This window comes from Paenarthrobacter aurescens, from assembly GCF_041549525.1.
GTDB lineage: Bacteria > Actinomycetota > Actinomycetes > Actinomycetales > Micrococcaceae > Arthrobacter > Arthrobacter aurescens.
Window position 1 is genome coordinate 2449620 of the sequence record NZ_CP157456.1, and the last position, 24476, is coordinate 2474095.

Consider the following 24476-nt stretch of genomic DNA (forward strand, 5'->3'; position numbering starts at 1 on the left):
AGTTCTCTGTATATTCATCTTCGAGCTCTCCACCGCGGCATCCCCCAATAGTCGTGGTGGAGAGCTCATCCATTTAACGGTCACCGGCTACGCCGCGGCAAGTTCCTCGCCCCGGATGAACCAACCTCCCCCGGACCCGTCCCGCACCAGCTCCCACGTGAGAATGACTGATGCCGGATTGTTTCCCAAGCGAACCTGAACCTGCCAGACTTCAACATCAACCCGGCCCTGCCCGCGAGGCATGCGGCGGGATACCTCCCACCAGGCAACCCGCTCAAACCAGCGGACAGGTTCCACCACCATGCGCCATTCGCGGCCTCCCCTGACTACTACTGCCGGGGCGCCCTGCTCAACCGTGGGGATATCTACGTGCTCCATGGAGAGAACCGTAGGGGGTAGCTCTGACAATAAAGAGCCAAGGACGGAAATGAGAATCACAGACGGGAAACGAGCACACAAAAAACCCCGCCTTCCAAGTCCCACAACTTGAATGACGGGGTTTTGTTTGGTGGGTCCTACCGGGATCGAACCGATGACATCCACGGTGTAAACGTGGCGCTCTACCAGCTGAGCTAAAGACCCAAACTTCGGCTTCCACGCTTCGCAACTTCCTCAGCGCTTCAACCAACGAACAATGACTCTACATGATCAACCGCCTGAAACACCAATCGGCTCAGAAGCCCCGGGAAGATCCGGCAAAGTGCGTGCAAGATAGTCCAAAGCACCGCTGACTCCGAGCTCCAGTTTCAGCTGTGCAAACTCATCCCCACGGGTAGTTCCGCGGTTGATGATGACCACCGGCTTCCCTGCTTTGGCTGAGTGGCGCACAAAGCGCAATCCACTCTGCACCGTCAGCGAGGATCCCGCCACCAGGAGAGCATCGGCGTTATCCACCATCTCGTATGCCCGGGCAACACGATCTTTGGGGACGTTTTCGCCGAAGTAGACAAAGTCCGGCTTTAGCGTTCCGCCGCAAATGGGGCAGACAGCCATCACGAATGACGTGATGAGCTCAGAATCCTCCACCGTGGCATCAGCGTCCGGGGCCACTTCCACCACTCCGGACTCCACAGCGGCTTCCAGGAAACCCGGATTGATTTCTTCAAGAATCGCGGCAATCAAGCGCCTGCTGAAGGTATGTCCGTTGTCAAGGCACACCACCTGGTCATAGCGCCCGTGCAGATCCACCACATTGATGCTTCCGGCATCCTCATGCAGCCTGTCCACGTTTTGTGTAATGAGTCCTGTCAGCAAGCCGCGACGCTCCAGGAGAGCGACAGCCGCATGGCCGGCATTAGGATCGGCATGCCTGAGGTGGGACCAACCAATATGATTCCGCGCCCAGTAGCGCCTGCGGTTAGCCTCACTCCCAATGAACTCCTGGAAGGTCATGGGGTTCCGGGGCGCAGAGCCTGGGCCACGGTAGTCAGGGATACCGGAATCGGTACTCAACCCTGCACCTGTGAGGACGGCCAGGCGCCTACCCCCAAGCAGGTCCGAAGCTCTCTTGAGTTCTTCGAGTTCCTTGGGGTTCAGCTCCGCCACCGGCGAGGGCTCCATGCTGGCGAATCCAGTCATACCCACGCCGGGGCTATGGCGGCTCATTGCTACAGCTCTGCCAAGGATGACAACGCCTGGCGGTATGCAGCCAAATCCCTTGCTTGACCGCGAGGATTGACCACCACATAGCGGACGATTCCGGCGGCATCGATGATGAAGGTCCCTCTCAATGCCATGCCACTGGCTTCGTCAAAAACACCGTAGGTTCTTGCTACCGCCCCGTGTGGCCAAAAATCTGCCAGCAGGTCAAAGCCGAAATGCTCGTGCTCTGCGTAGGCCCGCTGGGCGAACTTACTGTCTACGGAAATGGCCAATACCGTGGCATCTGAATCCTCAAAGGCAGCGATGTTGTCGCGAATCTCACAGAGCTCTCCAGTACAGATGCCGGAGAAGGCAAAGGGAAAGAACACGACAACAACGTTGCGGCCCCGGAAATCGGTCAAGCGAACAGGCTCGCCGTATTGATTCAGCAGTTCAAAATCCGGTGCGAGCTGCCCAACTTGGGGAACATGCACGGAGGCAGGTGCCTGCTGGACTTCGGTCACTTGTTCTTCTTGGGCACCAAACGCGTGGCGCTCCAGTCCTTTGAAACACCTGCCGAGGTGGTCAGGTGGAGCCCCGAGGTGGGTGCGGCATCCTGGATGTCTGCCGGAGATACGTAGTTGTCACGTCCTGACTTTGGGGTCAGCACCCAAACAACTCCGCCTTCCTTCAGGTTGGTAAGCGAATCCATGAGGGCATCAACAAGGTCACCGTCGCCGTCCCGCCACCAGAAAACAACAGCATCCACGACGTCATGATCATCTTCATCCAACAACTCGGAACCAGTGACATCCTCGATGTCGTCACGCAAGTCGAAATCGACGTCGTCGTCGTAGCCGCGTTCCTGAATCAGATCCCCATCTTTGAAACCCATTCTTTCCGCCACATTTACCGATGTGGCGGCGTCGGCCTCGCTCACGTTTCCTCCTTTTGCAGTGACTTCCATTACTAACAGCCAACACCCTTTGGGCGCGTGCTTCAAGCTATTGTCCCAGCCAGCGGCCATATTCCGCATTCCACACGGTGTTTCGCCGCCACGAGGATTGCGTGCTTTGCGTCACGGAGGCCACAGGGATGTGACATACAACGCGCCTCGGGCCCCACGGCTACGCATCCCGACGCCGCGAAAGCTAGAGTGGCCATGAGCGTTATGGCTGCAGGGCGATCGCCCCGAGAAGTTTCATGGACAGCCAAACGCTCACAAGACCTGCCCGGCGCATCCGACCGGGCTGTTGAACAGAGATGTCGCACACGACGCATTCACGACGGGCAGATACCCTGCCGGACTTGAGGCGCCGATGCATGCGCCAAAAGGAAGGTTGGACGTGGCTGCAGGAGAAGAGACCTCACACATCCTCAGCGGGTTGACTGCCCAGCTGCCTGATCGTGATCCGGAAGAGACCGCGGAGTGGATTGAGTCCCTTGATGCGTTGATCGCGGAGCAGGGTACCGAGCGTGCCCAGTACATTATGCGTTCGTTGTTGCAGCGTGCCGGTGCGAGGTCGGTGGGTGTGCCAATGGTGACGACCACTGATTATGTGAACACGATCCCGGTGGACCAGGAAGCGCAGTTCCCGGGGAACGAGGAGTTCGAGCGCCGGTACCGGGCGTATATGCGGTGGAACGCTGCGGTGATGGTCCACCGTGCGCAGCGGTCCGATATTGGTGTGGGCGGGCATATTTCCACCTATGCCGGTGCTGCGACGTTGTACGAGGTGGGGTTCAACCACTTCTTCCGCGGCAAGGACCACCCTTCGGGCGGGGACCAGGTGTTTTTCCAGGGCCACGCTTCACCGGGCATGTACGCCAGGGCGTTCATGGAAGGCCGCCTGACCGAGGAGGATCTGGACGGGTTCCGTCAGGAAAAGTCCAAGGAAGGCCACGCCCTGTCCTCGTACCCGCACCCGCGGCTGATGCCTGATTTCTGGGAATTCCCCACGGTGTCGATGGGTATCGGCCCGATGAACGCGATCTATCAGGCCCAGTCCAACCGGTACCTGCAGAACCGTGGCATCAAGGACACCAGTGATCAGCAGGTCTGGGCGTTCCTGGGCGACGGGGAAATGGACGAGCCCGAGTCCCGTGGCCTGCTCCAGCTCGCCGCGAACGAGAACCTGGACAACCTGAACTTCGTGATCAACTGCAACCTCCAGCGCCTGGACGGACCGGTCCGCGGCAACGGCAAGATCATGCAGGAACTCGAGGCGTTCTTCCGCGGTGCGGGCTGGAACGTGATCAAGGTCGTCTGGGGCCGTGAGTGGGACTCGCTCCTGGAAGCGGACAAGGACGGGGCGTTGGTGAAAATCATGAACGAAACCCCCGATGGTGACTACCAAACCTACAAGGCCGAGTCCGGCGGGTTCGTCCGTGAACACTTCTTCGGTAAATCCCCGCAGACCAAAGACATGGTCGCGGACCTGGACGACGAGCAGATCTGGGGCCTCAAACGCGGCGGCCACGACTACCGCAAGGTCTACGCCGCCTATAAGGCAGCGACCGAGTTCAAGGGCAAACCCACCGTCATCCTGGCCAAAACCGTCAAGGGCTACGGCCTGGGACCGCACTTCGAGGGCCGCAACGCGACCCACCAGATGAAGAAACTGACCATGGAAGACCTCAAAGCCTTCCGTGACCACCTCCGGATCCCCATCAGCGATGACCAGCTCGACGCTGACCTGTACCGTCCCCCGTACTACCACCCCGGCATGGACGCCCCGGAAATCAAATACCTCATGGAACGCCGCGCCGAGCTCGGCGGGTTCGTGCCCGAACGGCGCCGCACCCACACCCCCGTGACCCTGCCCGAGGCGAAGTCCTACGAGGTAGCCAAACGCGGATCCGGGAAACAACAAGCAGCCACCACCATGGCCTTCGTGAGGCTCCTCAAAGACCTCATGCGGGACAAGAACTTCGGTGCCCGGTTCGTGCCCGTGGTCCCGGACGAATCCCGGACCTTCGGGATGGACGCGTTCTTCCCCACCGCGAAAATCTACAACCCCAAAGGCCAGAACTACCTCTCCGTGGACCGCGACCTCGTCCTGGCCTACAAAGAATCACCCGCCGGCCAACTGATCCACCCCGGCATCAACGAAGCCGGCGCCGTCGCAGCGTTCACCGCCGCCGGAACCGCCTACGCCACCCACGGCGAACCCCTGGTCCCGATCTACGTGTTCTACTCCATGTTCGGCTTCCAACGCACCGGGGACTCGTTCTGGGCCGCAGCAGACCAAATGACCCGCGGGTTCATCATCGGCGCCACCGCAGGACGGACCACCCTCACCGGCGAAGGACTCCAACACGCCGACGGGCACTCCCCCATCCTGGCCTCCACCAACCCCGCCGTGAAAACCTACGACCCCGCCTACGGCTACGAAATCGGCCACATCATCCGCCACGGCCTCGAAGAAATGTACGGCGAAAACCCCGACGCAACAGCAGACAACACGGACAACAACGTGATGTACTACCTCACCGTCTACAACGAACCCATCACCCAACCCGCGGAACCGGAAAACCTCGACATCAACGGGCTCCTCAAAGGCATCTACAAACTCGCAGAAGCCCCGCAAACCGGGAACACAGACGGTAACCGGCCCACCGCGAACATCCTCGCCTCCGGCGTCTCCGTGCCCTGGGCACTCGAAGCCGCCCGGATCCTGGCCGAAGACTGGAACGTCGCCGCCACCGTCTTCTCCGTGACCTCCTGGAACGAACTCCGACGCGACGGACTCGCCGCCGAAGAACACGCCTTCCTCAACCCCGGCCAACCCGCCCGCACCCCGTTCATCACCGAACAACTCGCAGGCACCACCGGACCCGTCATCGCCGTCTCGGACTACATGAAAGCCGTCCCCGACCAAATCCGCCAATTCATCCCCAACGACTTCGCATCCCTCGGAGCAGACGGCTTCGGCTTCTCCGACACCCGCCAAGCCGCACGCCGCTACTTCAAAAACGACACCCACTCCATCGTCGCCAAAACCCTCCAACTCCTCGCCGCCAAGGGAGAAGTTGAAGCAGGTGCGCTGGAAAAGGCAATCGAGAAGTACCGGCTCCTGGATGTCAACGCCGGCACCACCGGCGGAGCAGGCGGCGACGCCTGACAGATGGTGGGCTGACTCCCGCAACGCCAGCAATAAACCCGACGGCGGCTTTCACTCCAAAAGTGAGGGCCGCCGTCGGGCGTTAAACCGTGCGAGGGCATGCTGGAACCGGGCTGCGGCATGCTTGGCCGCGACGTGACCAGCAACAACATCAGTTGTAGCCTTCTCACAAATGGAGCTTGTCCGGGATGGGCCGTATGCTCGTTCCATGGCAGAGCCGAGCAAAACCACCACCAAGCGCAAGGCAGCGCCGCAAGCATTGTCACCTGAAAAGGCCGAAACCCTCCGGCAACTGCGGGCCAACGTGGGTCAACTCTCCACCAGCACCATGCGGCAACTGGAGAAATCACTGCCCTGGTATGGGCGCCTAAGCTCCGATGAACGCTCTGCCTTGGGCCTTGTAGCCCAGAACGGCATTGCTGCCTTTGTGACGTGGTACGAACGCCCAAGTTCGCCGTCGTGGATCCTCACCGACGTCTTCGGCAACGCCCCTACTGAGCTGACCCGCTCCATCAGCCTGCAGAAGGCCCTGCAACTGATCCGGATCGTTGTGGAGGTTGTGGAGGACCAGGTACCGGTCATCGCGCCGGAATCGGACCAACCATCACTCCGCGAAGCCGTCCTGCGCTATTCGCGGGAAGTGGCGTTCGCCGCTGCCGACGTTTACGCGCGGGCCGCCGAATCCCGTGGATCGTGGGACACGCGCCTGGAGGCGTTGATCGTAGATGCGATTCTACGAGGTGAAAACACTGATGCTTTGAGGTCCCGGATCGCTGCACTGGGCTGGAAAGCGCAGGAGCGGTTCACTGTAATGGTGGGGAATTCGCCCTCTGAGCCCAGCGCCAGCTACGTCAGCGAGCTACGCCGCACCGCCGGGCGCTTCTCAGAGGACGCGCTGGTGGGAATTCAAGGTGACCGGCTCATCCTGATCCTTGGAGGTGTGCAGGACCGCGATACCGCCTACGTCAAGCTCAGTGAGCTTTTCGCCCCCGGAGCCGTAGTTTACGGCCCGGAAGCAAGCTCCCTGCTGGAAGCGAGCGGCTCTGCCCAGGCAGCGTTCGCCGGGCTCACCGCAGCCCGTGCCTGGCCCTCCGCCCCGCGACCGGTGGCCGCCGACGACCTCCTTCCTGAGCGCGTAGTTTCCGGTGATGACGCCGCCCGAAGGTCACTGATCAAGAACATTTACAGACCACTCCTGGCCGCTTCGAATGGGCTCGTGGAGACCTTGGGGACATACTTGGAACTCGGCCACTCACTGGAGGCCACGGCGCGTGAACTGTTCGTCCATGCCAACACGGTGCGCTACCGTTTGAAGCGTGTTTGTGACGTGACAGGGTGGGATCCACTCCTTCCCAGGGAGGCATTTGTGCTCCAAACGGCCTTGGTGGTGGGCCGTCTTTCAGCCCAACCAAAAGCCGCTACCGAACGTCACGCGTCACGTTCGCAGAACTGAACCGTTGTAGACTTCCTACAAACTGACCCAGTGAGCTTGGTGTACCAAAACACCAGTGGATCACGTGGCAATTTGGAAAGCTGGATACGTGCTTGCAATCGTCTGCCCTGGACAGGGCTCCCAGACCCCTGGATTTTTAGCCCCTTGGCTGGAACTCCCCTCCGTCGAAGGCCAATTGGCCGCCCTGAGCGAAATCGCAGGCATCGACCTCAAGGCCCACGGAACCACATCGGATGAAGAGACCATCAAGGACACTGCCGTAGCGCAGCCCCTGATCGTCGCTGCCGGCCTGGTTGCTGCCAAGTCCTTGTTTGATGTGGAACTCAGCACCCTTCCCGTCATCCTTGCCGGGCATTCCGTTGGTGAAATCACAGCTTCTGCCCTTGCCGGTGTCCTCACCGAGTCCGAGGCCATGACCTTCGTCCGGGAGCGCGCCAACAGCATGGCCGCAGCAGCTGCTGTGACACCCACGGGCATGAGCGCAGTTGTTGGCGGAGATCCCGCGGAGGTCCTGGCTGCCATTGAGGCCACCGGCGCCACTCCGGCCAACGTCAACGGGGCCGGACAGACAGTGGCCGCCGGAACGTTCGAGCAGCTCAAGGCCTTGGCGGAAAACCCGCCGGCTAAAGCGCGTGTCATCCCGCTGAAGGTCGCCGGCGCCTTCCACACTTCGCACATGGCACCGGCTGTCAGCGCCCTCGAAGCTCTCAAGCCGTCCTTGGCACCGCAGAACCCGGCTGTTCCGCTGTTGTCCAACTTCGACGGCAAGGAAATAACCACAGGTACTGCCGCGGTGGAAAGCCTGATCGCGCAGGTCTCCCGTCCCGTTCGCTGGGATCTGTGCATGGAGACGCTGGTTGAGCGCGGCGTCACCGGCCTCATTGAACTTGCACCCGCCGGCACCTTGGCAGGGCTCGCCAAGCGCGGCATGCCGGGTGTTAAAACTGTTGCCGTCAAAACCCCGGATGACCTGTCCGCGGCCCTCGCGCTCTTCGCAGAACTGGAGGGACAGGCATGAGCACTCCGGTGTTGAACAAGGCCGTTGTCAACGAGAATGCCCGCATCCTGGGCATCGGCGCCTACCGCCCGGACGTCATTGTCACCAACGAAGACGTCTGCCAGTGGATCGACTCCTCGGACGAATGGATCCGCCAGCGTACCGGGATCATCACCCGTCACCGCGCTGCTGCTGACGTCAGCGTGATCGACATGGCAGAAGGTGCTGCACGCGAAGCTCTCAAGCAAGCCGGGATCGAGGCCTCCCAACTGGGCGCCGTGATCGTGTCCACCGTGACGCACCCGTACGCGACGCCGTCGGCTGCTGCTGCACTCACTGACCGTTTGGGCGCGACGCCGGCACCCGCCTTCGACATCTCGGCCGCCTGTGCAGGGTACTGCTACGGCGTGGCACAGGCTGACGCCCTGGTCCGTTCCGGTGCAGCCCAGTACGTCCTGGTAGTCGGTGCGGAGAAGCTCTCCGACGTCATCGACAACCACGAGCGCACCATCTCCTTCCTTCTCGGCGACGGCGCAGGTGCCGTTGTGGTTGGCCCGTCCGACACTCCCGGCATCGGCCCCTCGGTGTGGGGCTCGGATGGCAGCAAGTGGGACGCAATCGGCATGACCCACTCCCTCGAGGACGTCAAGAAGCTGGGCGAATCCGCACGGCACTCCGACGAAATTGACGATCCCGCCATTCTGTCGGCAACCCAGGATGTGTGGCCCACGCTTCGGCAGGACGGGCAGACAGTGTTCCGTTGGGCCGTCTGGGAAATGGCAAAGGTAGCCCAGCAGGCACTGGATGCCGCGGGCATCGAAGCGAGCGACCTCGCTGCTTTCGTTCCCCACCAGGCCAACATGCGCATCATCGACGAGATGGTCAAGAAGCTCAAGCTTCCCGAATCTGTTGTCATCGGCCGCGACATCGCCCAAGCCGGAAACACGTCAGCGGCATCCATCCCCCTGGCAACACACCGCTTGCTTCAGGAGAACCCTGAGCTCAGCGGCGGCCTGGCCCTGCAGATCGGGTTCGGCGCCGGACTTGTCTTCGGCGCCCAGGTAGTGGTTCTGCCGTAGCCCGGGCCCCCTCCCGGCTACCAACAGCCAACTGAATACGACTTACAAACCCAAGCCGCAACCCGCGGTTTGCCCCCTTTCCGGTAATAGCCGGTCCAACAAGAAAAGGAGCCAACAATGGCTAGCAACGAAGAGATCCTGGCCGGCCTGGCTGAAATCGTCAACGAAGAAACCGGCCTCGCCACCGAAGCCGTGGAGCTGGACAAGTCCTTCACCGAGGACCTGGACATCGACTCCATTTCCATGATGACCATCGTGGTCAACGCTGAAGAGAAGTTCGGCGTTCGCATTCCGGACGAAGAGGTCAAGAACCTCAAGACCGTCGGCGACGCCGTCAGCTTCATCGCCAACGCACAGGCCTAGTCCTGACACACGCTGTGCCGGGCCGGGATTCCTATCCTTGAGCCCGGCACAGCCGCAGTAACACCCATAGATTTTCTTGCCTCCCCCTGTGTACCGCGCATGCGGGACGGCTATCCGACAGAGAGTGATCGCATGGCACGCAAAGTAGTCATAACCGGTCTGGGGGCCACCACTCCCATCGGCGGCGACGTACCCACAATGTGGCAGAACGCGCTGAAAGGGGTCTCCGGCGCCCGCACGCTGGGCGACGAGTGGGTGGCCAAGTACGACCTCCCCGTCCACTTTGCTGCCCGGGCCTCGACGCCGGCACTGGAGGTCCTGAGCCGCGTTGAGGCTAAGCGCATGGACCCCTCCACGCAGTTTGGTGTCATCGCAGCCCGCGAGGCATGGTCTGACTCGGGGATTGAAGAGATTGACCACGACCGGCTCGCCGTGGCGTTTGCCACCGGCATCGGTGGCGTCTGGACTCTCCTTGATGCGTGGGACACGCTCAGGGATAAGGGACCCCGCAGGGTTCTGCCCATGACTGTGCCCATGCTTATGCCCAACGGTGTGGCAGCAGCGGTCAGCCTGGACCTTGGAGCCCGCGCCGGAGCACACACTCCCGTTTCGGCCTGCGCGTCAGGCACCGAAGCCCTCCACTTGGGCCTGGACCTGATCCGTTCCGGCAAGGCCGACGTCGTGGTGTGCGGTGGAGCTGAAGCCGCCATTCACCCTATGCCTCTGGCCGCATTCTCCTCCATGCAGGCCTTGTCCCGCCGCAACGACGAACCCGAACGTGCTTCCCGCCCGTACGACCGTGACCGTGATGGCTTTGTCATGGGCGAAGGCGCCGGTGCTTTGGTCCTTGAGGCCGAGGAACACGCCATTGCCCGTGGGGCGCGCATTTACGCCGAACTCGCCGGTACCTCGGTGACTGCCGATGCCTATCACATCACAGCACCGGACCCCGAGGGCCTGGGTGCCACCCGTGCGCTCAAGGCAGCCATGTTCGATGGCCGGATCCAGGCTGAGGACGTCGTTCACGTCAACGCACACGCCACCTCCACTCCCGTGGGTGACAAGCCCGAGTACACGGCCCTGCGCGCCGCCCTGGGGACGCACGTGGACAACGTGGCGGTCTCCGCCACCAAGTCGCAGATGGGCCACCTCCTGGGTGCTTCAGGTGCTGTTGAAGCCGTACTGACCGTGCTGGCCGTCTACGAACGCAAAGCGCCGGTCACCATTAACCTCGAAAACCAGGATCCGGAGATCCCCCTCGACGTCGTGACTTCCGTTCGCGATCTCCCCGCAGGAGACATCGTGGCTTTGAGTAACTCCTTCGGCTTCGGCGGCCACAACGCCGTCATCGCAGTACGGAACGTCTGAGTTTCCCATTTCCGTCCCAACGGGACATGAGAAGGGCCCCACCTCCTGGTGGGGCCCTTCTCATTGCTATGGGAGACGCTTTTTGAGTCAGTGTCAGTGGCTTGCTGCTAGCCCACCTGGTGCAACCAGCGCACCGGAGCACCTTCGGCTGCGTGGCGGAAGGGCTCCAGTTCTTCATCCCAGGCCTCGCCCAAAGCCAACGAGAGCTCGTGATAGACAGCGGAAGGGTCTCCGGCACCGGACTCATAGGCGTAGCGGATGCGATCCTCGGTCACCATGATGTTGCCGTGCACATCAGTGACGGCATGGAAAATACCCAACTCCGGGGTGTGGGACCAACGCGCCCCGTCCACGCCCTGGCTGGGTTCTTCGGTTACCTCGTAACGCAAGTGCGCCCAGCCCCTCAGAGCAGACGCCAATTGGGCCCCCGTACCGGGAGCGCCGGTCCACGAGAGCTCTGCCCGGAACATTCCCGGCGCGGCCGGTTGCGGGGTCCATTCAAGATCGGTTCGCTTATCCACGACCGATCCAATGGCCCACTCAACGTGCGGGCAAAGTGCCGTAGGGGCCGAGTGCACAAACAAGACACCGCGGGTTGTTGCAACAGACATTCCATCCTCCATAGCTGTAGGTACGTCTTCCCCAACGACCTCTGCCTGGATGTTTGCTGTTGCTGCCGGATGCCTTGGAGTTCAAGGGGCCTGACAGGCTATGTAGTTTTAGGTGCACACAATGAATGTGAGCGTTACAGACGATACTGGCACAGATTTAACCCTCAACCGTAAATTGAAGGTTTCCCCGTGGTGCTTTCATTTTGCCGTACGCTGCCCGTTTCCGCCAGTGGGCAGCCCGGGGCACACCTCAGGCCCTCGGGTGCGCCTGCTGGTAGCTCTTGCGGAGACGGTCCACAGAGACGTGGGTATAGATCTGCGTAGTAGCAAGGCTGCTGTGCCCAAGAATTTCCTGCACAGCGCGAAGGTCCGCTCCCCCGTCCAACAAGTGGGTGGCCGCGCTGTGCCGGAGCGCGTGCGGCCCCGTGGCCGAGGTATCACCCAACGCCTGGAGCAGCTTGTTGACCACAGCACGTACTTGGCGCGGATCAACCCGGTTGCCACGCACCCCCAGGAACAACGCCGGCCCGCTTGCAGCTGTTACTACCGCCGGCCTGCCTCGCCTCAGCCAGTCATCAACCGCCACAGCAGCCGGAACACCGAACGGGACTGTCCGTTCCTTGTTGCCTTTACCCACTACCCGCAGCGTACGCCGATCAGGATCAAGGTCATCGATGTCCAGCCCGGCCAGTTCACCGACGCGGATGCCGGTGGCATATAGAAGTTCCACCATTGCCCTGTTACGCAATGCCATTGGCCCTCCGTCAGCGGCGGCGGTGTTCAGATCGTCCACCATCCGGGCAATCTGCTGCTGCTGAAGGACCCCCGGCAGGGACTTGTCCCGCTTGGGCGCCTGCAGTCGGACTGCCGGGTCAGTGCCGATGAGTTCCTCCCGAAGCGCCCAACCGGTGAAGGAGCGGGCAGTTGCGGCCCGGCGCGCCAGTGTGGCCCGTGCCATGCCGGACTCGCTTTGCGCTCCAAGCCAGCGCCGCAATGAGCCCAACTGCAGTTGCCCCAACTCCTGGACACCCTCTGCCACGGCGAAACCGAGAAGACTCTCGACGTCGGCCAGGTAAGCACGGACTGTGTGAGCAGACCTGGCCCGTTCGCCTTCCAAGTAACGCCGAAAGCCCTCGACAGCACTTTGCAGCGGTGCTGGTAATGGTTGTCCGTTCACCCTTCCTACTGTGCCAGCCTCCGGCGCAAACCCGGTGTACCAACATGCTTCCGTTACCGGGCTAGGAAGTTTTGCTTCGTTTCCAGGCACCCCGTTCGGAGCTGGCTAAACCAAGCAGACCCAACCGGCCCAAGCCGGCACGCACAGCGTCTGCACTCAACCCAGCCACCACCGTCAGCTTCTCCACTGAACTTGCGGATCGAAGCGGCAAAGCGTCGAGAAGAATCAGGTCCTCCAGGGACAGTCCATCGTGCACGGCAGCGCCGGTGTCCCTGTCCTCGCTGAGGCGTTCACCTATCCCGCCGGCAAGTTCTGCAATCTCCCCGACGTCGGTGACGCACACAGCTCCGCCGTCCCTAAGGAGCCTGTGGCAGCCCGCCGAGTTGGCGCTGTGAATGGAACCCGGTACCGCCGCAACCACTCTTCCAATGCTTTCAGCATGATGAGCGGTGTTGAGTGCTCCGGATCGCCATCGGGCTTCTACAACCACCGTCACTGAAGCCAACGCCGCAATAATCCTGTTTCTTTGCAGGAATCTGTATCGGGTGGGAGCGGAGCCTGGCGGAACCTCGGAGATGACAGCACCTTGCGTGGCTACTGCCCGCAGGAGGTCTTCGTTGCCTGATGGGTAGAAGCGATCCACGCCTCCTGCCATGACGGCGATAGTGGGCACGCTGGCAACCCCACCGCTCAGGGCTCCTCTGTGGGCATGGGCGTCAATGCCGTAAGCTCCGCCGGAAACCACGGTGAATCCTCGCTGCGCCAGGCCATATGCGAGGTCGCCCGTGACGGACGCGCCGTAGTTGGTGCTGTCCCTCGACCCAACAAGGGCGATCGAATGTCCGGAACCGGGCAGAGGTTGTTCCCGTCCACGCCACCACAAGCACAGCGGCTCCTGCAGGCCAAGGGCTTCCAATTGCTCCGGCCACAGTGCATCACCAGGGATGATCAATCGCCCTCCCAGCCTGGTCATGGTTTCCAGGTCTCTGTCAGGTGCGAGGTCCCTGACGCGGGGTGCCCAGCGACGAACGCTCGCAGGGAGCCCGGCCCAGGACGATGCCCCTCCCCCGTCAACCAGCACTGCAGAGATCTCACGCTCCAGATTTGGCCCTGCTCCCAACTCCCCAGTTGCCACGCCCAAAGCATCCACGGCGCCCAAAGCCCGCACCAACGCCAAGCCCACGGAGTCCTGCGGCTCCATCAGCCGGGCCAGTGCTGCTCTGGCAATTCGTTCCTTATCCTGCTTCCCCAATCCAGCCATGGCTGTGAATCCCTTCGTGTCTCTAGTACTCATGTCGCAGCCGCGGCTTGGCGCAGACCCAAAGCCTGGCCAATGTGATCGATGTCCGGTGTATCACTGTGCGCCAGGTCTGCCAGCGTCCATGCCAGCCGAAGGACCCGATCGTAGCCACGCGCAGTAAGGGTGCCTCGCTCCAGTGCAGTGTCCAGAATCCGGGTAGTCCCTGGAGCGAGCCGCAACTCACCCCGCAAGGTACGCCCGGGCACCTGCGAATTGGTCTCCAGGCCCATGTCCGCTAGGCGCTCATGTTGCCGCTCCCTGGCCGCCATCACCCGCGCAGCTACCGTGAGTGTGTCTTCTTCCTTGCCGGCCTGGCCAAAGTCAGCCAAAGACACGCGCTCAACCTGCAATTGAATATCCACGCGGTCCAGGAGCGGCCCGGAGATCCGACCGAAGTACCTTCGGCGCATCATGGCAGTGCACGTACAGTCCATGCCTTTCCCGGACGCTTTCCCGCACGGGCAGGGATTCGCGGCCAGCACCAGCTGAAACCGGGCCGGATATGCCGCAGTGCCGGCTGAACGGTGTATGACCAGCTCTCCGCTTTCCAGCGGTTGCCTCAGGGCATCCAATACCCGGCGTTCATACTCGGGAGCCTCATCCAGGAACAAGACACCACGATGTGCACGCGAAGCGGCACCGGGCCTGGGAAGTCCCGAGCCTCCGCCGATGATGGCAGCAGAGGTGGCACTGTGGTGGGGATTCTCAAAGGGAGGCCTGCGGATGAGCGTCAGCGCCGATGACTGGACAGCTGCCAACGAGTGAATGGCGGTCACCTCCATGGCCGCTGTGCCGGCCAGGTCCGGGAGCAGGCCCGGCAAACGCTCTGCCAACATCGTTTTGCCGGCTCCCGGTGGCCCCGTCAACAACATGTGGTGTCCTCCGGCGGCGGCCACTTCCAAGGCACGGCGGGCCTCGCCCTGCCCGGACACGTCACAGAGATCGGGCATCAGCGGCGCAATATCCGCATCATCGCTGTAGACATCGACGTCAACGGGGTTGTAATCCAGAGCGAGCTCTTTGGGATCCGCGCCGAAATCGAAGGCGAGCCGGGCAAGTGTCTTGTAGCCGCGGACCTTCGCACCCGGGACCAGCGATGCTTCCGTAACGTTGGCATCAGCCACCACAATGTCCGGGTAGCCGGCCTGAACGGCCGCCATCACGGCAGGAAGGATGCCGCGTACAGGCCTTAATCTTCCGTCCAGCCCAAGCTCAGCAATGAATACACTTCCGCCGATTTCACGGATGTCTCCGGCCGCATGCAGCACGGCCATAGTGATGGCCAGATCAAACCCGGAGCCTCGTTTGGGAAGTGATGCTGGAATCAGGTTGGCCGTGATCTTACGCCTGCTCAGGGGAATTCCGGAGTTTTGGGCGGCGGAGCGGATGCGCTCCTTGGCCTCGTTCAAAGCTGCATCCGGCAATCCCAGGATGATGAAGTTGGGAAGGGTTTGACCGATGTCCGCTTCGACCTCCACGATGTACCCGTTGAGCCCCACCAGGGCGACGCAGTAGCTGCGGCCGACCCCCATCAGAGAACACCGCGCAAATGCTCCAGAAACGGCTCACCGAAGCCGCTGTCAATTACGGACACAACATCAATCCGTCGTCGCAGCGCCTTCAGATCATGTTCCCTGCACCACAAGGAAGAGAGCCGATATAGACGGGCGAGCTTGGTTGCGCCCACGGCCTCAAAAGGATGACCGTAATCCAGGCTCTTCCGGGTCTTCACTTCGGCAACAACAAGCGTGTTGCCCTCGATCGCAACGATGTCGATCTCACCGTCACGGCACCGCCAATTGCGATCCACGATCCTCATTCCCTGGTTCTCCAGGAAATCAGCCGCCAGTGCTTCGCCGTTACGGCCAAGCAGGTCTTTTGCTCTCATGACCACCACCTCCAAACACCAGCTTTCAGGCTGGCGGGGTGAGGCGGCAGGGGGTCACTGCGCTATGTGGGTAAAACCGAAAAAGTCACCGGTGTGGAGGAATACTGAAGCGGGAAAGGCAGGCGTTAGTTGCCCAGATCTCCCAAGTCCCCAAGTCCGCCGTCCTTCGGCAAAGCCAGGTCCTCGCTACGCGGCAGTTCTTCGACGTTGACGTCCTTGAACGTGATGACCCGTACATTCTTGACGAAGCGGGCGGAGCGATAGACGTCCCAGACCCACGCATCCTGCAAGGTGAGGTCAAAGTAGACTTCGCCGTCCGCGCTGCGGGCTTGCAGGTCCACATGATTGGCCAAGTAGAAACGCCGCTCGGTTTCAACTACGTAGCTGAACAGACCGACAACATCCCGGTACTCGCGGTAGAGCTGAAGCTCCATGTCGGTTTCATAGTTCTCAAGGTCCTCAGCGCTCATAGTTCCATCTTGCACTATCAGCCGGGCCGCCCGCGCCACATGGGGTGACAGCGTGGGTCAGGAAGGAATTATGCCAACTTCTTCAGGGCCTGTGAGGTTCCAGCTGGTCCGGTGATGGACGCTGGGTCCTTGCAACCGGATCACATCCCGGTGTGCAGCGGTAGCGTACCCCTTGTTGACGTTCCACCCGTAAGAGGGAACTTCAGAATGCAGGTCCACCATGATCCGGTCCCGGGCAACTTTGGCCAGAACACTGGCAGCAGCAACACTCAGGCAACTCATATCCGCCTTGATCCTGGTATGCACAGGAGCCTCACACCACGGACCAAGGTCCGGGGAGTCGAAGAGTGAGGCCTGAACATCAGGTGACAACCAATTGTGGCTGCCATCCAGCAGTACAACGTCCGGTGTGATGCCACCGGCAAGGATCTCCAGCCAAGCACGGGTGCCAGCCAAACGGAGGGCGGCGATGATGCCGATGTCATCAATTTCCCGGGAAGAGGCGTGCCCTACCGCGGAGGCAACAGCCCACTCGCGAACCAAAGGTTCAAGTCTGTCCCGGTCCTCGGGCTTGAGGAGCTTGCTGTCCTTAACCTCTGCCAGCAGACCGTGCTCTTCAAGGTCCACCACAGCAATCCCAACGCTGACCGGCCCCGCAAGGGCGCCCCGCCCCACCTCATCCACTCCGGCAAGGAAGCGCACCCCGGAGGACAAGAAGGATCGTTCTATCTCAAGGGTAGGGACACCCACCGGGCTCTTGGCCTTTGCAGTGGATCCAGCTTTTGACCTCGCCGAAGTCCTGGCAGGGACCTTGCCCTTGGAACCGGTAGCCGTAGATGCCATGTATTTTGCCCTATGCTCAGTCTGCCAGTGCTCTAGTTGGCCGGGGTACCGTCAGGGACATCGCGGAAAACATCCTGGTAGTTATCCAGGATGGTCCAGCGGTTGATCGGCCAGGCAATGACGGTGGCTTTGCCTTCAACATCTTCAATGTTGATGAAACCCCCGTTGACTTCCTGGTGCATCCGGGAGTCTTCGGAGTGGTTGCGGTTGTCGCCCATCACCCACACTTTTCCTTCCGGAACAACAATATCGAAGGTCTTCGGCTGCGGCACCTCGGCCGGGTTGATGTAGGTTTCATTCACTGGCACCCCGTTAATGGACAGCCGACCCTCAGCGTCGCAACAGGAGACCCTGTCCCCCGGAAGGCCTATGACGCGCTTGACCAGGTGCTGATCATTGTTATCAGGAGCCAGGCCAACGAACTCCAGGCCATCGCCCACCCAGTCCATAGGTCCGGCCGGCTTCGCCGCCACCGGGGGCAACCAGGCTTGGGCATCCTTGAAGACCACAACGTCCCCGCGTGCGAGGTCGAATGGCCCCGGTACCAGGAGGTTGATGAAGATGCGATCGTTGACGTCCAGCGTGCTTTCCATGGACTCGGAGGGGATGTAGAACGCCCTGAACAGGAAAGTCTTGAGCAGGAAGGACAGCACCAGAGCAATCGCCACTACCGTGACGATCTCCTTGACCCAGACGAGGACCGGGTTCTTACGGGGCTTTTCGGCTGCATGTGAACCGCCTTCGGACGGTGAGCCCTCATTCGGGCCAGGTTCAGCCACGCCGGCGGCACTTGCCGTTCCATCCGAGAGCCGGGCGTCGTCGTCGTACCGCTCGGGGTTCTCTGGAGCTTTGTCCGGCATTTACTGTCCGTTCTTCGGTGGTGTTTCGGCCTGCGCTGAGCGAGGCATCTCTGCAAATCTATCAAGTGGCCAGACAATCCGGACCGGTTGGCCTATAACGCGATCAACGGGAACCATGCCACCGCCCGGGGCACCCAAAAGGCCCCGCGAATCAGCAGAACGCGAACGGTGGTCCCCCATGAGCCAAAGGCGGCCCTGAGGGACTACGACGTCGAATTTCTGCTTGCTCGGTTCATCCCCCGGATACAGATAGGGTTCCTCAAGAACCTGACCGTTGACCGTGAGGTTTCCTGCGGCATCACAGCACTGGATGTGGTCTCCCGCCACCCCGATGACCCGCTTGACGTAGGTGGTGTCGCTGCCGGTAAGCCCGAACCACTGGCTCGCCGCTGACACTGCATCGACGAAGGGCCCCTGCCCACTGCTCAGAGGAGCGAAGGAACCGCGGCCGTCGAAGACCACAACATCCCCGCGGCGTATCGGCTCGGAGTTGAACGCCACGCGCGAGACCAGTATCCGGTCTCCTTCTTCAAGGAGGGGTTCCATGGACTCGGAAGGAATGTAATAGACGTCAAGCCACAAGGAACGGACCAGGCCGCTGATGGCCACGGCCAGCACCAGGGCGAGTAAAACAAAACGCCAGCCCTGTTTCCGGGGCTGGCGTTCTGATGTGTCCATGACTCGTATCCCTGTTGCGTTGCGGATTGCTCCGGAACAACCGGGCACGAATCCTGGACCCGTTACGTAAGTCGAAAGACCTACTTGGCGAAGTCGCGCTTTTCCTTGATCTTCGCAGCCTTACCGCGCAGTGCACGCATGTAGTAAAGCTTGGCGCGGCGGACGTCACCCTTGGTGACGACCTCGATCTTGTCGATGATCGGGGAGTGTACCGGGAAGGTACGCTCTACGCCGACACCGAAGGAGACCTTACGGACGGTGAAGGTTTCGCGAACGCCGTCACCCTGGCGGCCCAGGACGAAGCCCTGGAATACCTGGACACGGGAGTTCTTGCCTTCGATGATGTTGACGTGAACCTTGAGGGTATCGCCCGCGCGGAACTCGGGAACATCATTACGCAGCGAAGCTGCATCTACGACATCGAGGATATGCATTAATCCACTCCTGGTGAACGCCACAGGTCATTCACTTTGGGTTACGGCAGACAAGCCCGGGGCACAAAGGCCTACCGGAAATCTCCGCCGAAGTTTCTTAGTGTCCGGCTCTGCCACTGATTGGCATTGCCGGGTTGTCCGACTGTTGGCTGATCTCCCCCTGTGGCAGGTGTCAGCCCAGCAGACACAAGGGTTAATTCTGCCATAGTCGCCACCATCCGGCCAACTGCCCGGACTTTGCCCACTTTACGACGGCGGGAAGCGGACTTAGTTGTTGTCCTTGCCGTCACGCTTGGCCCGCAGGCGGCCATCAACGACGTCGTAGCCCAGGTCCGCGAGGGCCTGACGGTCCGCACGACTCAAGACGCCGGCGTCGAGGCCTTCCATCAGATCCGGCCTGCGCTCAGCTGTCCGACGGAACTGCTCGTGGCGCCGCCATTGTGCGATTTTTCCGTGGTTACCGCTCAGAAGGACGGGCGGGACGTCATGATCACGCCACGCTGAAGGCTTGGTGTACACGGGATATTCCAGGAGACCATCCGAGTGGGACTCTTCAACCAGGGACTCCGGGTTGCCCACCACACCTGGAAGGAGGCGCCCGATCGCTTCGACCATGGCCAGCACCGCAACCTCGCCGCCGTTGAGAACGTAATCACCAAGGCTGACGGGCCGGACCGTGAAATGATCCTGAGCCCAATCGATCACGCGTTCGTCAATGCCTTCGTAGCGGCCGCACGCGAAAACGAGTTGTTGTTCTTCGGCCAGCTCATAAGCCAAGGCCTGATTGAATTTTTCCCCTGCCGGCGACGGCACAATCAGCACCGGCTTGGAGTCCATGCCTGCTCCGGCAACTGATTCCAGCGCCTGAGCCCACGGCTCGGGTTTCATGACCATTCCGGCACCGCCACCATAGGGCGTGTCATCAACCGTCCGGTGCCTGTCCGTGGTGAAGGAGCGCAGATCGTGGACGTTCAGCTCCAGCAATCCGTCCTGGCGGGCCTTGCCTATGAGTGATAGCTCCAGCGGAGCGAGGTACTCAGGAAAGATACTGACAACATCGATCCTCATTCAGGCATCATCCCCGGCACCATCCTTGGGCTCCTTGGGGTTCTCGTCGTTGATCTCGAAGAGGCCCGACGGCGGAGTGATAAGGATGTAGCCATCCTCGACGTTGACCTCCGGAACGATTTCTTCAACGAAGGGAACGAGGATTTCCTTGCCGTCGGGAGCCTTGACTGTCAGGAGGTCCTGGACGGGCAAGGTTGTGAGCGCGGCCACTGTGCCCACTACCTGCGAACCAACCCGGGCCTCCAGGCCCACCAGCTCGTGCTCGTACCAGCCTTCGTCGTCGTCTTCGTCGTCGAGTTCCTCGGTTTCGATGAAGAGCTTCGCCCCCCGGATGACCTCGGCGGCGTTACGGTCCGCGATTTCCTCGAAGCCCAGCAGGAGGATGTCCTTGTTCCACCGGGCACTGCGGATGGTCAGCGGGCCGGCCGAAGCCGGCTCCACCACAAACTCGGTTCCAGCGACGAATCGCTCGGAAGGCGCGTCGGTGAGTACCTGCACCGTTACCTCGCCGCGAATACCGTGCGGTTTGCCGATCCGGGCCACCTGGAGCTGCATGGATTCCTCTGAATTCTTATGTACCGCGCCGCCGGGCAGCCACGGTGATGAAATGGGGGATAAAGCAATCCGGCCCCTCCACCATATTCGGTGAAGGGGCCGGATCTAAGACAAGTAGTGCTGAGCGCGTTACCGGCGACGGTCGGTGTCGACGACGTCGACCCTGACCTGCTCGCCACCAGCCAAAGCTGCAACCACTGTGCGCAATGCGCGTGCGGTGCGTCCCTGACGGCCGATCACCCGTCCGAGGTCCTCCTGGTGAACACGCACCTCGAGGGATTCCCCGCGGCGATTGTTCTTGGCACTGACCTTGACATCCTCAGGGCTGTCAACGATCCCACGGACCAAGTGCTCGAGCGCTTCTGCCAGCAACTTACTCAGCCTCGGTGGTCTCTGCTTCAGCCTCGGCCGGAGCTTCGGCTTCGTCCTTCTTGGCCTTCTTGGTGATGGCTTCCGGGATGATAACGGAACCCTTCTCCGGGGCTACGAAGGCTTCCTTCGGAGCTTTGGTCTTCAGGGTGCCTTCCTGGCCCGGCAGGCCCTTGAACTTCTGCCAGTCACCGGTGATCTTGAGGATCGCGGCAACCTGCTCGGTGGGCTGGGCACCAACTGAAAGCCAGTACTGGGCGCGCTCGGAAGCGACCTCGATGTACGACGGCTCTTCGGTGGGGTGGTACTTGCCGATCTCTTCAATGGCACGGCCATCGCGCTTGGCGCGGGCATCCATGACGACGATGCGGTAGTACGGTGCGCGCATCTTACCGAAGCGCTTAAGGCGAATCTTTACGGCCACTTTTGTGGTCACTCCTGTTTCTGAAACGAGGTTGAACCCGACGTTCTGCACCCGTGGGGCGGGCCATACTTGACGGTTCTAAGGACAAGACACGAGCACGGAGAGAGGGGCCGCACCGATCGAGTACCTGTCTATTGTGCCAGATGCCCGGAGTAAATACGACTTCGGCTGCGTGGGGCGGCGTGTTCTTCCCCACTCCCCCGGTTACTGCTGCGTCTCTGCAGTACTCTGCGCCTTAGTTGGACCAGACATAGAGCCCTGCACGGTCAGCCTTCTCAACGTCCGTTGCAAGGGCAGCGAGCTGCTGGACGTATTGGCGCGATTGCGCAGCGTTGAAAGGCATATCATCCTGCGCAGCCCAGGCGGCGGCGACGTCGTCCAGAACGTTGGCGTCACCTTCGCTTTCGTAGGTCAGAAGCTCGGCAAGAGCCCGCACCATGGCTTCCGGGACCCCAAGGAGTGCATCGCTGGTGACATCCACCAAGGCAAGTTCGTAGTCAGCGCCTGCGGCATGGACTGCCTGGCCGGCCAGATCGCCCAACTGCTCAACCTCGAAGTCGGTGATGCCGTCAATCCGCACGGCCGGGCCGGTGACATCGGCACCCTTCTCCAAGGCCGCGGCCCGCTTGAGTGCTTCATCGTGGGTGGCTACAAAAATTTCGGCAAAGCCCATGGAAAGTACTCTCATTCCTTCGTGCTGACGGGGCGGCGACGCGAAAATCCGAGTGGTTCCGCGCCGTCTCCCTCCAGCCTAGTGCAGCACAACGGGCGCACAGGCAATTCGGCGGACAAGGCCTAGCGGACGGCAACCCGCAGTTTGTTCCGCCAAGGATCCTCAAAGTGAAGCTCGGCTCCGGTGTGATGATTTGGCACACCGGCAACCTTGAGACGATCAGCCAGCGCTGCCACGTGGTCACTTCCCGGCACCTCAATGAGCACCTCGCCCAGGCCAAGAGTGTCTTTTCGCGGACCTGCCCCACGGCTGTTCCAGACGTTCATGGCCATGTGATGGTGATAGCCGCCAGCGGAAACGAACAGTGCCTGCCCGTGCCAGCCTGCGGTGCGCTCGAAGCCGAGCGTTTGGACGTAGAACTTCTGCGCAGTCTCCACATCACCCACTTGCAGGTGGACATGCCCGATCCCGGCGGCGGCTTCGTGCTGCCCTGTCACGGCAGCTTCACTCAGGTGCTGCTGGAGAAAGCGCTGCGGTGGCAATGCCACATTGTCCATCACCACGTTTTTGCCGTCCCACTGCCAAAGCTCACGCGGCTTGTCATAGTAGAGCTCAATGCCGTTGCCTTCGGGGTCTGTGAAGTAGAAGGCTTCACTGACCAGGTGGTCGGCGCTCCCCGCAAAAGCGCGGGGTTCATACTCTGCGGCAGTGGCAATGGTGGCGGCCAATGAAGGCTGGTCCTCGAACAGGATGGCCGTGTGAAACAAGCCGGCCTCGCCCCGCCCTGGAATCTGCAGTCCCGCCGCCGGAGCAAGGTGAACCACCGGCTTGCCGACTCGCCCCAGATACAGCCCACCATCCTGCTCGGCAACCACCTTCAGGCCCAGGGCGCGCTGGTAGTAGTCGCTCATGACCTTCATGTCGCCAACCTTGAGCATGACGGTGCCCATGGTGAGTTCGGCAGGCAGAAGATCCTGACTGGTTGAAATGGTCATGTGAAGCTCCCGGTTCTGAGGTGGCCGCGAATCGGCATCCTTCTACCTTTATAAATTACTTGAAGCTTCAATTTATTCCTAACGGACGACATGTCCTCCAAGGACTATGTGTTTAAGGTCAGTGACCGTGGCCAGGCGGCGTCGAGGGTCGTCACTGCACAACACGACGTCGGCCCGGGCGCCCTCGCTGATGCCCTCGGCTCCCAACCATGCCCGGGCACCCCACGCGGCGGCCTCCAGGACAGCGGCAGGCGGCAGGCCGGCGTCGTGCAGTTCCATCATTTCGTCCGCAATCCTGCCGTGTTTAATGACGCTTCCCGCGTCGGTCCCCGCATAGATGGTGACCCCGGCCTCGAACGCCTCCCCCACGCGCTCATGACGACGATTCCAGAGCCGGAGCATGTGATCCGCGTACTGCGGAAACTTCGGCGCTGCCTGCGCGGCTATGTCCGGGAAGGTGGCGATGTTGACAAGTGTGGGAACTATTGGGACTGACTGCTCCACCAAACGGGGCAGATGCCTGGGCAGGAGGCCGGTGGCGTGCTCAATACAATCAATGTTGGCATCGAGCATGTGATCGATGGTGTCCTCGGCGAAGCAATGAGCCGTAACCCTGGCACCTTCATCATGCGCGGCCGCGATGGCGTCCCTCACGGTCTTTGCCGGAAACGATGCGGCGAGGTCTCCGACGCCACGATCTATCCAGTCGCCCACCAGTTTTACCCAGCCATCACCGTCCCGGGCTTCCTTTCGGACGGTCTCCACCAGCTGCTCCGGTTCAATCTCGTGGCCCAGACCGCGGAGGTAGCGCCGGCTCCTGGCAATATGCCGGCCTGAACGGATGAGTCGGGGCAGATCAGACCGCTGTTGGACCCAGCGCGTGTCGCTGGGCGATCCGCAATCGCGGATCAGCAGCGTTCCGGCGTCGCGGTCCGCTTGGGCCTGAGCCAGGGTGGTTTGCTCATCAACCGCTCCGCCTGCCCCTAGTCCGATGTGGCAGTGAGCATCCACCAAACCAGGCAGAACCCACCCCTCCAACACAACGTCCGGCATGACCGTGGGGCGCTGGAAGGTCAGAACTCCATCCACGGACCACATCCCCTGGCGCTCCTCGGTCGCCGAGACGAGCACAGGTCCAATGAATTCGATGATGTCGGCCATGGTAA

The 24476-nt window shown here is 61.4% G+C and carries 27 protein-coding genes and 1 tRNA gene; 6 read left to right on the plus strand and 22 right to left on the minus strand.

The window, feature by feature from the left end; genetic code table 11:
- Positions 1-87 precede the first annotated feature (87 nt).
- The 5 genes from ABI796_RS11355 to ABI796_RS11375 form a co-directional block, all read right to left on the minus strand.
- Positions 88-378, minus strand: a complete 291-nt coding sequence (locus ABI796_RS11355; protein WP_141285012.1) for a hypothetical protein — start codon at positions 376-378, stop codon at positions 88-90.
- A 128-nt stretch (positions 379-506) separates the two neighbouring features.
- Positions 507-582 (minus strand) — tRNA-Val (locus ABI796_RS11360).
- Positions 583-648: 66 nt separating this feature from the next.
- Complete coding sequence (locus tag ABI796_RS11365; protein WP_141285010.1) at positions 649-1605, minus strand: NAD-dependent protein deacetylase; 957 nt, start codon at positions 1603-1605, stop codon at positions 649-651.
- Positions 1606-1607: 2 nt separating this feature from the next.
- Positions 1608-2105: a peroxiredoxin gene (locus ABI796_RS11370; RefSeq protein WP_141285008.1), complete on the minus strand. Its 498-nt coding sequence runs from the start codon at positions 2103-2105 to the stop codon at positions 1608-1610.
- Positions 2102-2521 carry a DUF3052 domain-containing protein gene (locus ABI796_RS11375; protein WP_026005795.1) on the minus strand — a complete coding sequence of 140 codons (420 nt, stop codon included), beginning with the start codon at positions 2519-2521 and terminating at the stop codon, positions 2102-2104. Before ABI796_RS11375 ends, ABI796_RS11370 begins: the two co-directional genes overlap by 4 nt.
- Before the next feature lie 379 nt (positions 2522-2900).
- Between ABI796_RS11375 and aceE the strand changes: the two genes are divergently transcribed.
- The 6 genes from aceE (at position 2901) to ABI796_RS11405 (ending at position 10965) form a co-directional block, all read left to right on the plus strand.
- Positions 2901-5705 carry a pyruvate dehydrogenase (acetyl-transferring), homodimeric type gene (aceE, locus tag ABI796_RS11380; RefSeq protein WP_344762962.1) on the plus strand — a complete coding sequence of 935 codons (2805 nt, stop codon included), beginning with the start codon at positions 2901-2903 and terminating at the stop codon, positions 5703-5705.
- 208 nt (positions 5706-5913) lie between these two features.
- Positions 5914-7158, plus strand: a complete 1245-nt coding sequence (locus ABI796_RS11385; RefSeq protein ID WP_141285309.1) for a CdaR family transcriptional regulator — start codon at positions 5914-5916, stop codon at positions 7156-7158.
- A gap of 88 nt (positions 7159-7246) precedes the next feature.
- Positions 7247-8176, plus strand: coding sequence for an ACP S-malonyltransferase (locus ABI796_RS11390; RefSeq protein ID WP_174754590.1), 930 nt, complete (start codon positions 7247-7249; stop codon positions 8174-8176).
- Positions 8173-9234, plus strand: a complete 1062-nt coding sequence (locus ABI796_RS11395) for a beta-ketoacyl-ACP synthase III (RefSeq protein WP_141285305.1) — start codon at positions 8173-8175, stop codon at positions 9232-9234. Before ABI796_RS11390 ends, ABI796_RS11395 begins: the two co-directional genes overlap by 4 nt.
- A gap of 117 nt (positions 9235-9351) precedes the next feature.
- Positions 9352-9597 (plus strand): acyl carrier protein, encoded by a 246-nt coding sequence (locus ABI796_RS11400; RefSeq protein ID WP_011692310.1) that lies wholly within the window; start codon positions 9352-9354, stop codon positions 9595-9597.
- A 132-nt stretch (positions 9598-9729) separates the two neighbouring features.
- Entirely contained in the window at positions 9730-10965 is a 1236-nt protein-coding gene (locus ABI796_RS11405; protein ID WP_141285303.1) for a beta-ketoacyl synthase, read from the plus strand.
- Between the two features lie 107 nt (positions 10966-11072).
- On the opposite strand, the gene ABI796_RS11410 is transcribed toward ABI796_RS11405, so the two are convergent.
- The 17 genes from ABI796_RS11410 to ABI796_RS11490 all read right to left on the minus strand — a co-directional run bounded on the left by ABI796_RS11410 (position 11073) and on the right by ABI796_RS11490 (position 24471).
- Positions 11073-11576, minus strand: a complete 504-nt coding sequence (locus ABI796_RS11410) for a DUF3145 domain-containing protein (RefSeq protein ID WP_018776197.1) — start codon at positions 11574-11576, stop codon at positions 11073-11075.
- A 250-nt stretch (positions 11577-11826) separates the two neighbouring features.
- Positions 11827-12753, minus strand: a complete 927-nt coding sequence (locus tag ABI796_RS11415) for a tyrosine recombinase XerC (protein ID WP_141285301.1) — start codon at positions 12751-12753, stop codon at positions 11827-11829.
- 61 nt (positions 12754-12814) lie between these two features.
- Positions 12815-14047 carry a DNA-processing protein DprA gene (dprA, locus tag ABI796_RS11420; protein WP_141285299.1) on the minus strand — a complete coding sequence of 411 codons (1233 nt, stop codon included), beginning with the start codon at positions 14045-14047 and terminating at the stop codon, positions 12815-12817.
- Positions 14044-15585 carry a YifB family Mg chelatase-like AAA ATPase gene (locus tag ABI796_RS11425; protein WP_141285297.1) on the minus strand — a complete coding sequence of 514 codons (1542 nt, stop codon included), beginning with the start codon at positions 15583-15585 and terminating at the stop codon, positions 14044-14046. The genes dprA and ABI796_RS11425 overlap by 4 nt, the downstream gene beginning before the upstream one ends.
- On the minus strand, positions 15585-15950 hold the full coding sequence (locus ABI796_RS11430; RefSeq protein WP_141285295.1) for a YraN family protein: 366 nt from the start codon (positions 15948-15950) through the stop codon (positions 15585-15587). Before ABI796_RS11430 ends, ABI796_RS11425 begins: the two co-directional genes overlap by 1 nt.
- Before the next feature lie 116 nt (positions 15951-16066).
- Positions 16067-16411, minus strand: a complete 345-nt coding sequence (locus ABI796_RS11435; RefSeq protein WP_018776202.1) for a DUF2469 domain-containing protein — start codon at positions 16409-16411, stop codon at positions 16067-16069.
- Between the two features lie 57 nt (positions 16412-16468).
- Positions 16469-17254 carry a ribonuclease HII gene (locus tag ABI796_RS11440; protein WP_141285293.1) on the minus strand — a complete coding sequence of 262 codons (786 nt, stop codon included), beginning with the start codon at positions 17252-17254 and terminating at the stop codon, positions 16469-16471.
- A gap of 32 nt (positions 17255-17286) precedes the next feature.
- A complete protein-coding gene (gene lepB / locus ABI796_RS11445) occupies positions 17287-18114 on the minus strand; it encodes a signal peptidase I (RefSeq protein ID WP_141285291.1) in 828 nt (275 codons plus the stop codon).
- Complete coding sequence (gene lepB / locus ABI796_RS11450; RefSeq protein WP_141285289.1) at positions 18115-18792, minus strand: signal peptidase I; 678 nt, start codon at positions 18790-18792, stop codon at positions 18115-18117.
- Between the two features lie 80 nt (positions 18793-18872).
- The gene (gene rplS, locus ABI796_RS11455; protein ID WP_141285287.1) at positions 18873-19226 is read right to left on the minus strand and encodes a 50S ribosomal protein L19; all 354 of its coding nucleotides are present in this window, start codon (positions 19224-19226) and stop codon (positions 18873-18875) included.
- A gap of 267 nt (positions 19227-19493) precedes the next feature.
- Entirely contained in the window at positions 19494-20294 is an 801-nt protein-coding gene (gene trmD / locus ABI796_RS11460; RefSeq protein WP_141285285.1) for a tRNA (guanosine(37)-N1)-methyltransferase TrmD, read from the minus strand.
- Positions 20295-20849 carry a ribosome maturation factor RimM gene (rimM, locus tag ABI796_RS11465; RefSeq protein ID WP_141285283.1) on the minus strand — a complete coding sequence of 185 codons (555 nt, stop codon included), beginning with the start codon at positions 20847-20849 and terminating at the stop codon, positions 20295-20297.
- Positions 20850-20978: 129 nt separating this feature from the next.
- A complete protein-coding gene (locus tag ABI796_RS11470; RefSeq protein ID WP_011775119.1) occupies positions 20979-21221 on the minus strand; it encodes an RNA-binding protein in 243 nt (80 codons plus the stop codon).
- 1 nt (position 21222) lies between these two features.
- Positions 21223-21642 carry a 30S ribosomal protein S16 gene (rpsP, locus tag ABI796_RS11475; RefSeq protein WP_017199647.1) on the minus strand — a complete coding sequence of 140 codons (420 nt, stop codon included), beginning with the start codon at positions 21640-21642 and terminating at the stop codon, positions 21223-21225.
- 235 nt (positions 21643-21877) lie between these two features.
- Positions 21878-22315 (minus strand): hypothetical protein, encoded by a 438-nt coding sequence (locus ABI796_RS11480; RefSeq protein WP_246095862.1) that lies wholly within the window; start codon positions 22313-22315, stop codon positions 21878-21880.
- A 122-nt stretch (positions 22316-22437) separates the two neighbouring features.
- Complete coding sequence (locus ABI796_RS11485) at positions 22438-23310, minus strand: VOC family protein (protein WP_141285279.1); 873 nt, start codon at positions 23308-23310, stop codon at positions 22438-22440.
- Between the two features lie 78 nt (positions 23311-23388).
- Positions 23389-24471, minus strand: a complete 1083-nt coding sequence (locus ABI796_RS11490; protein ID WP_141285278.1) for an amidohydrolase family protein — start codon at positions 24469-24471, stop codon at positions 23389-23391.
- Between the last annotated feature and the right edge of the window lie 5 nt (positions 24472-24476).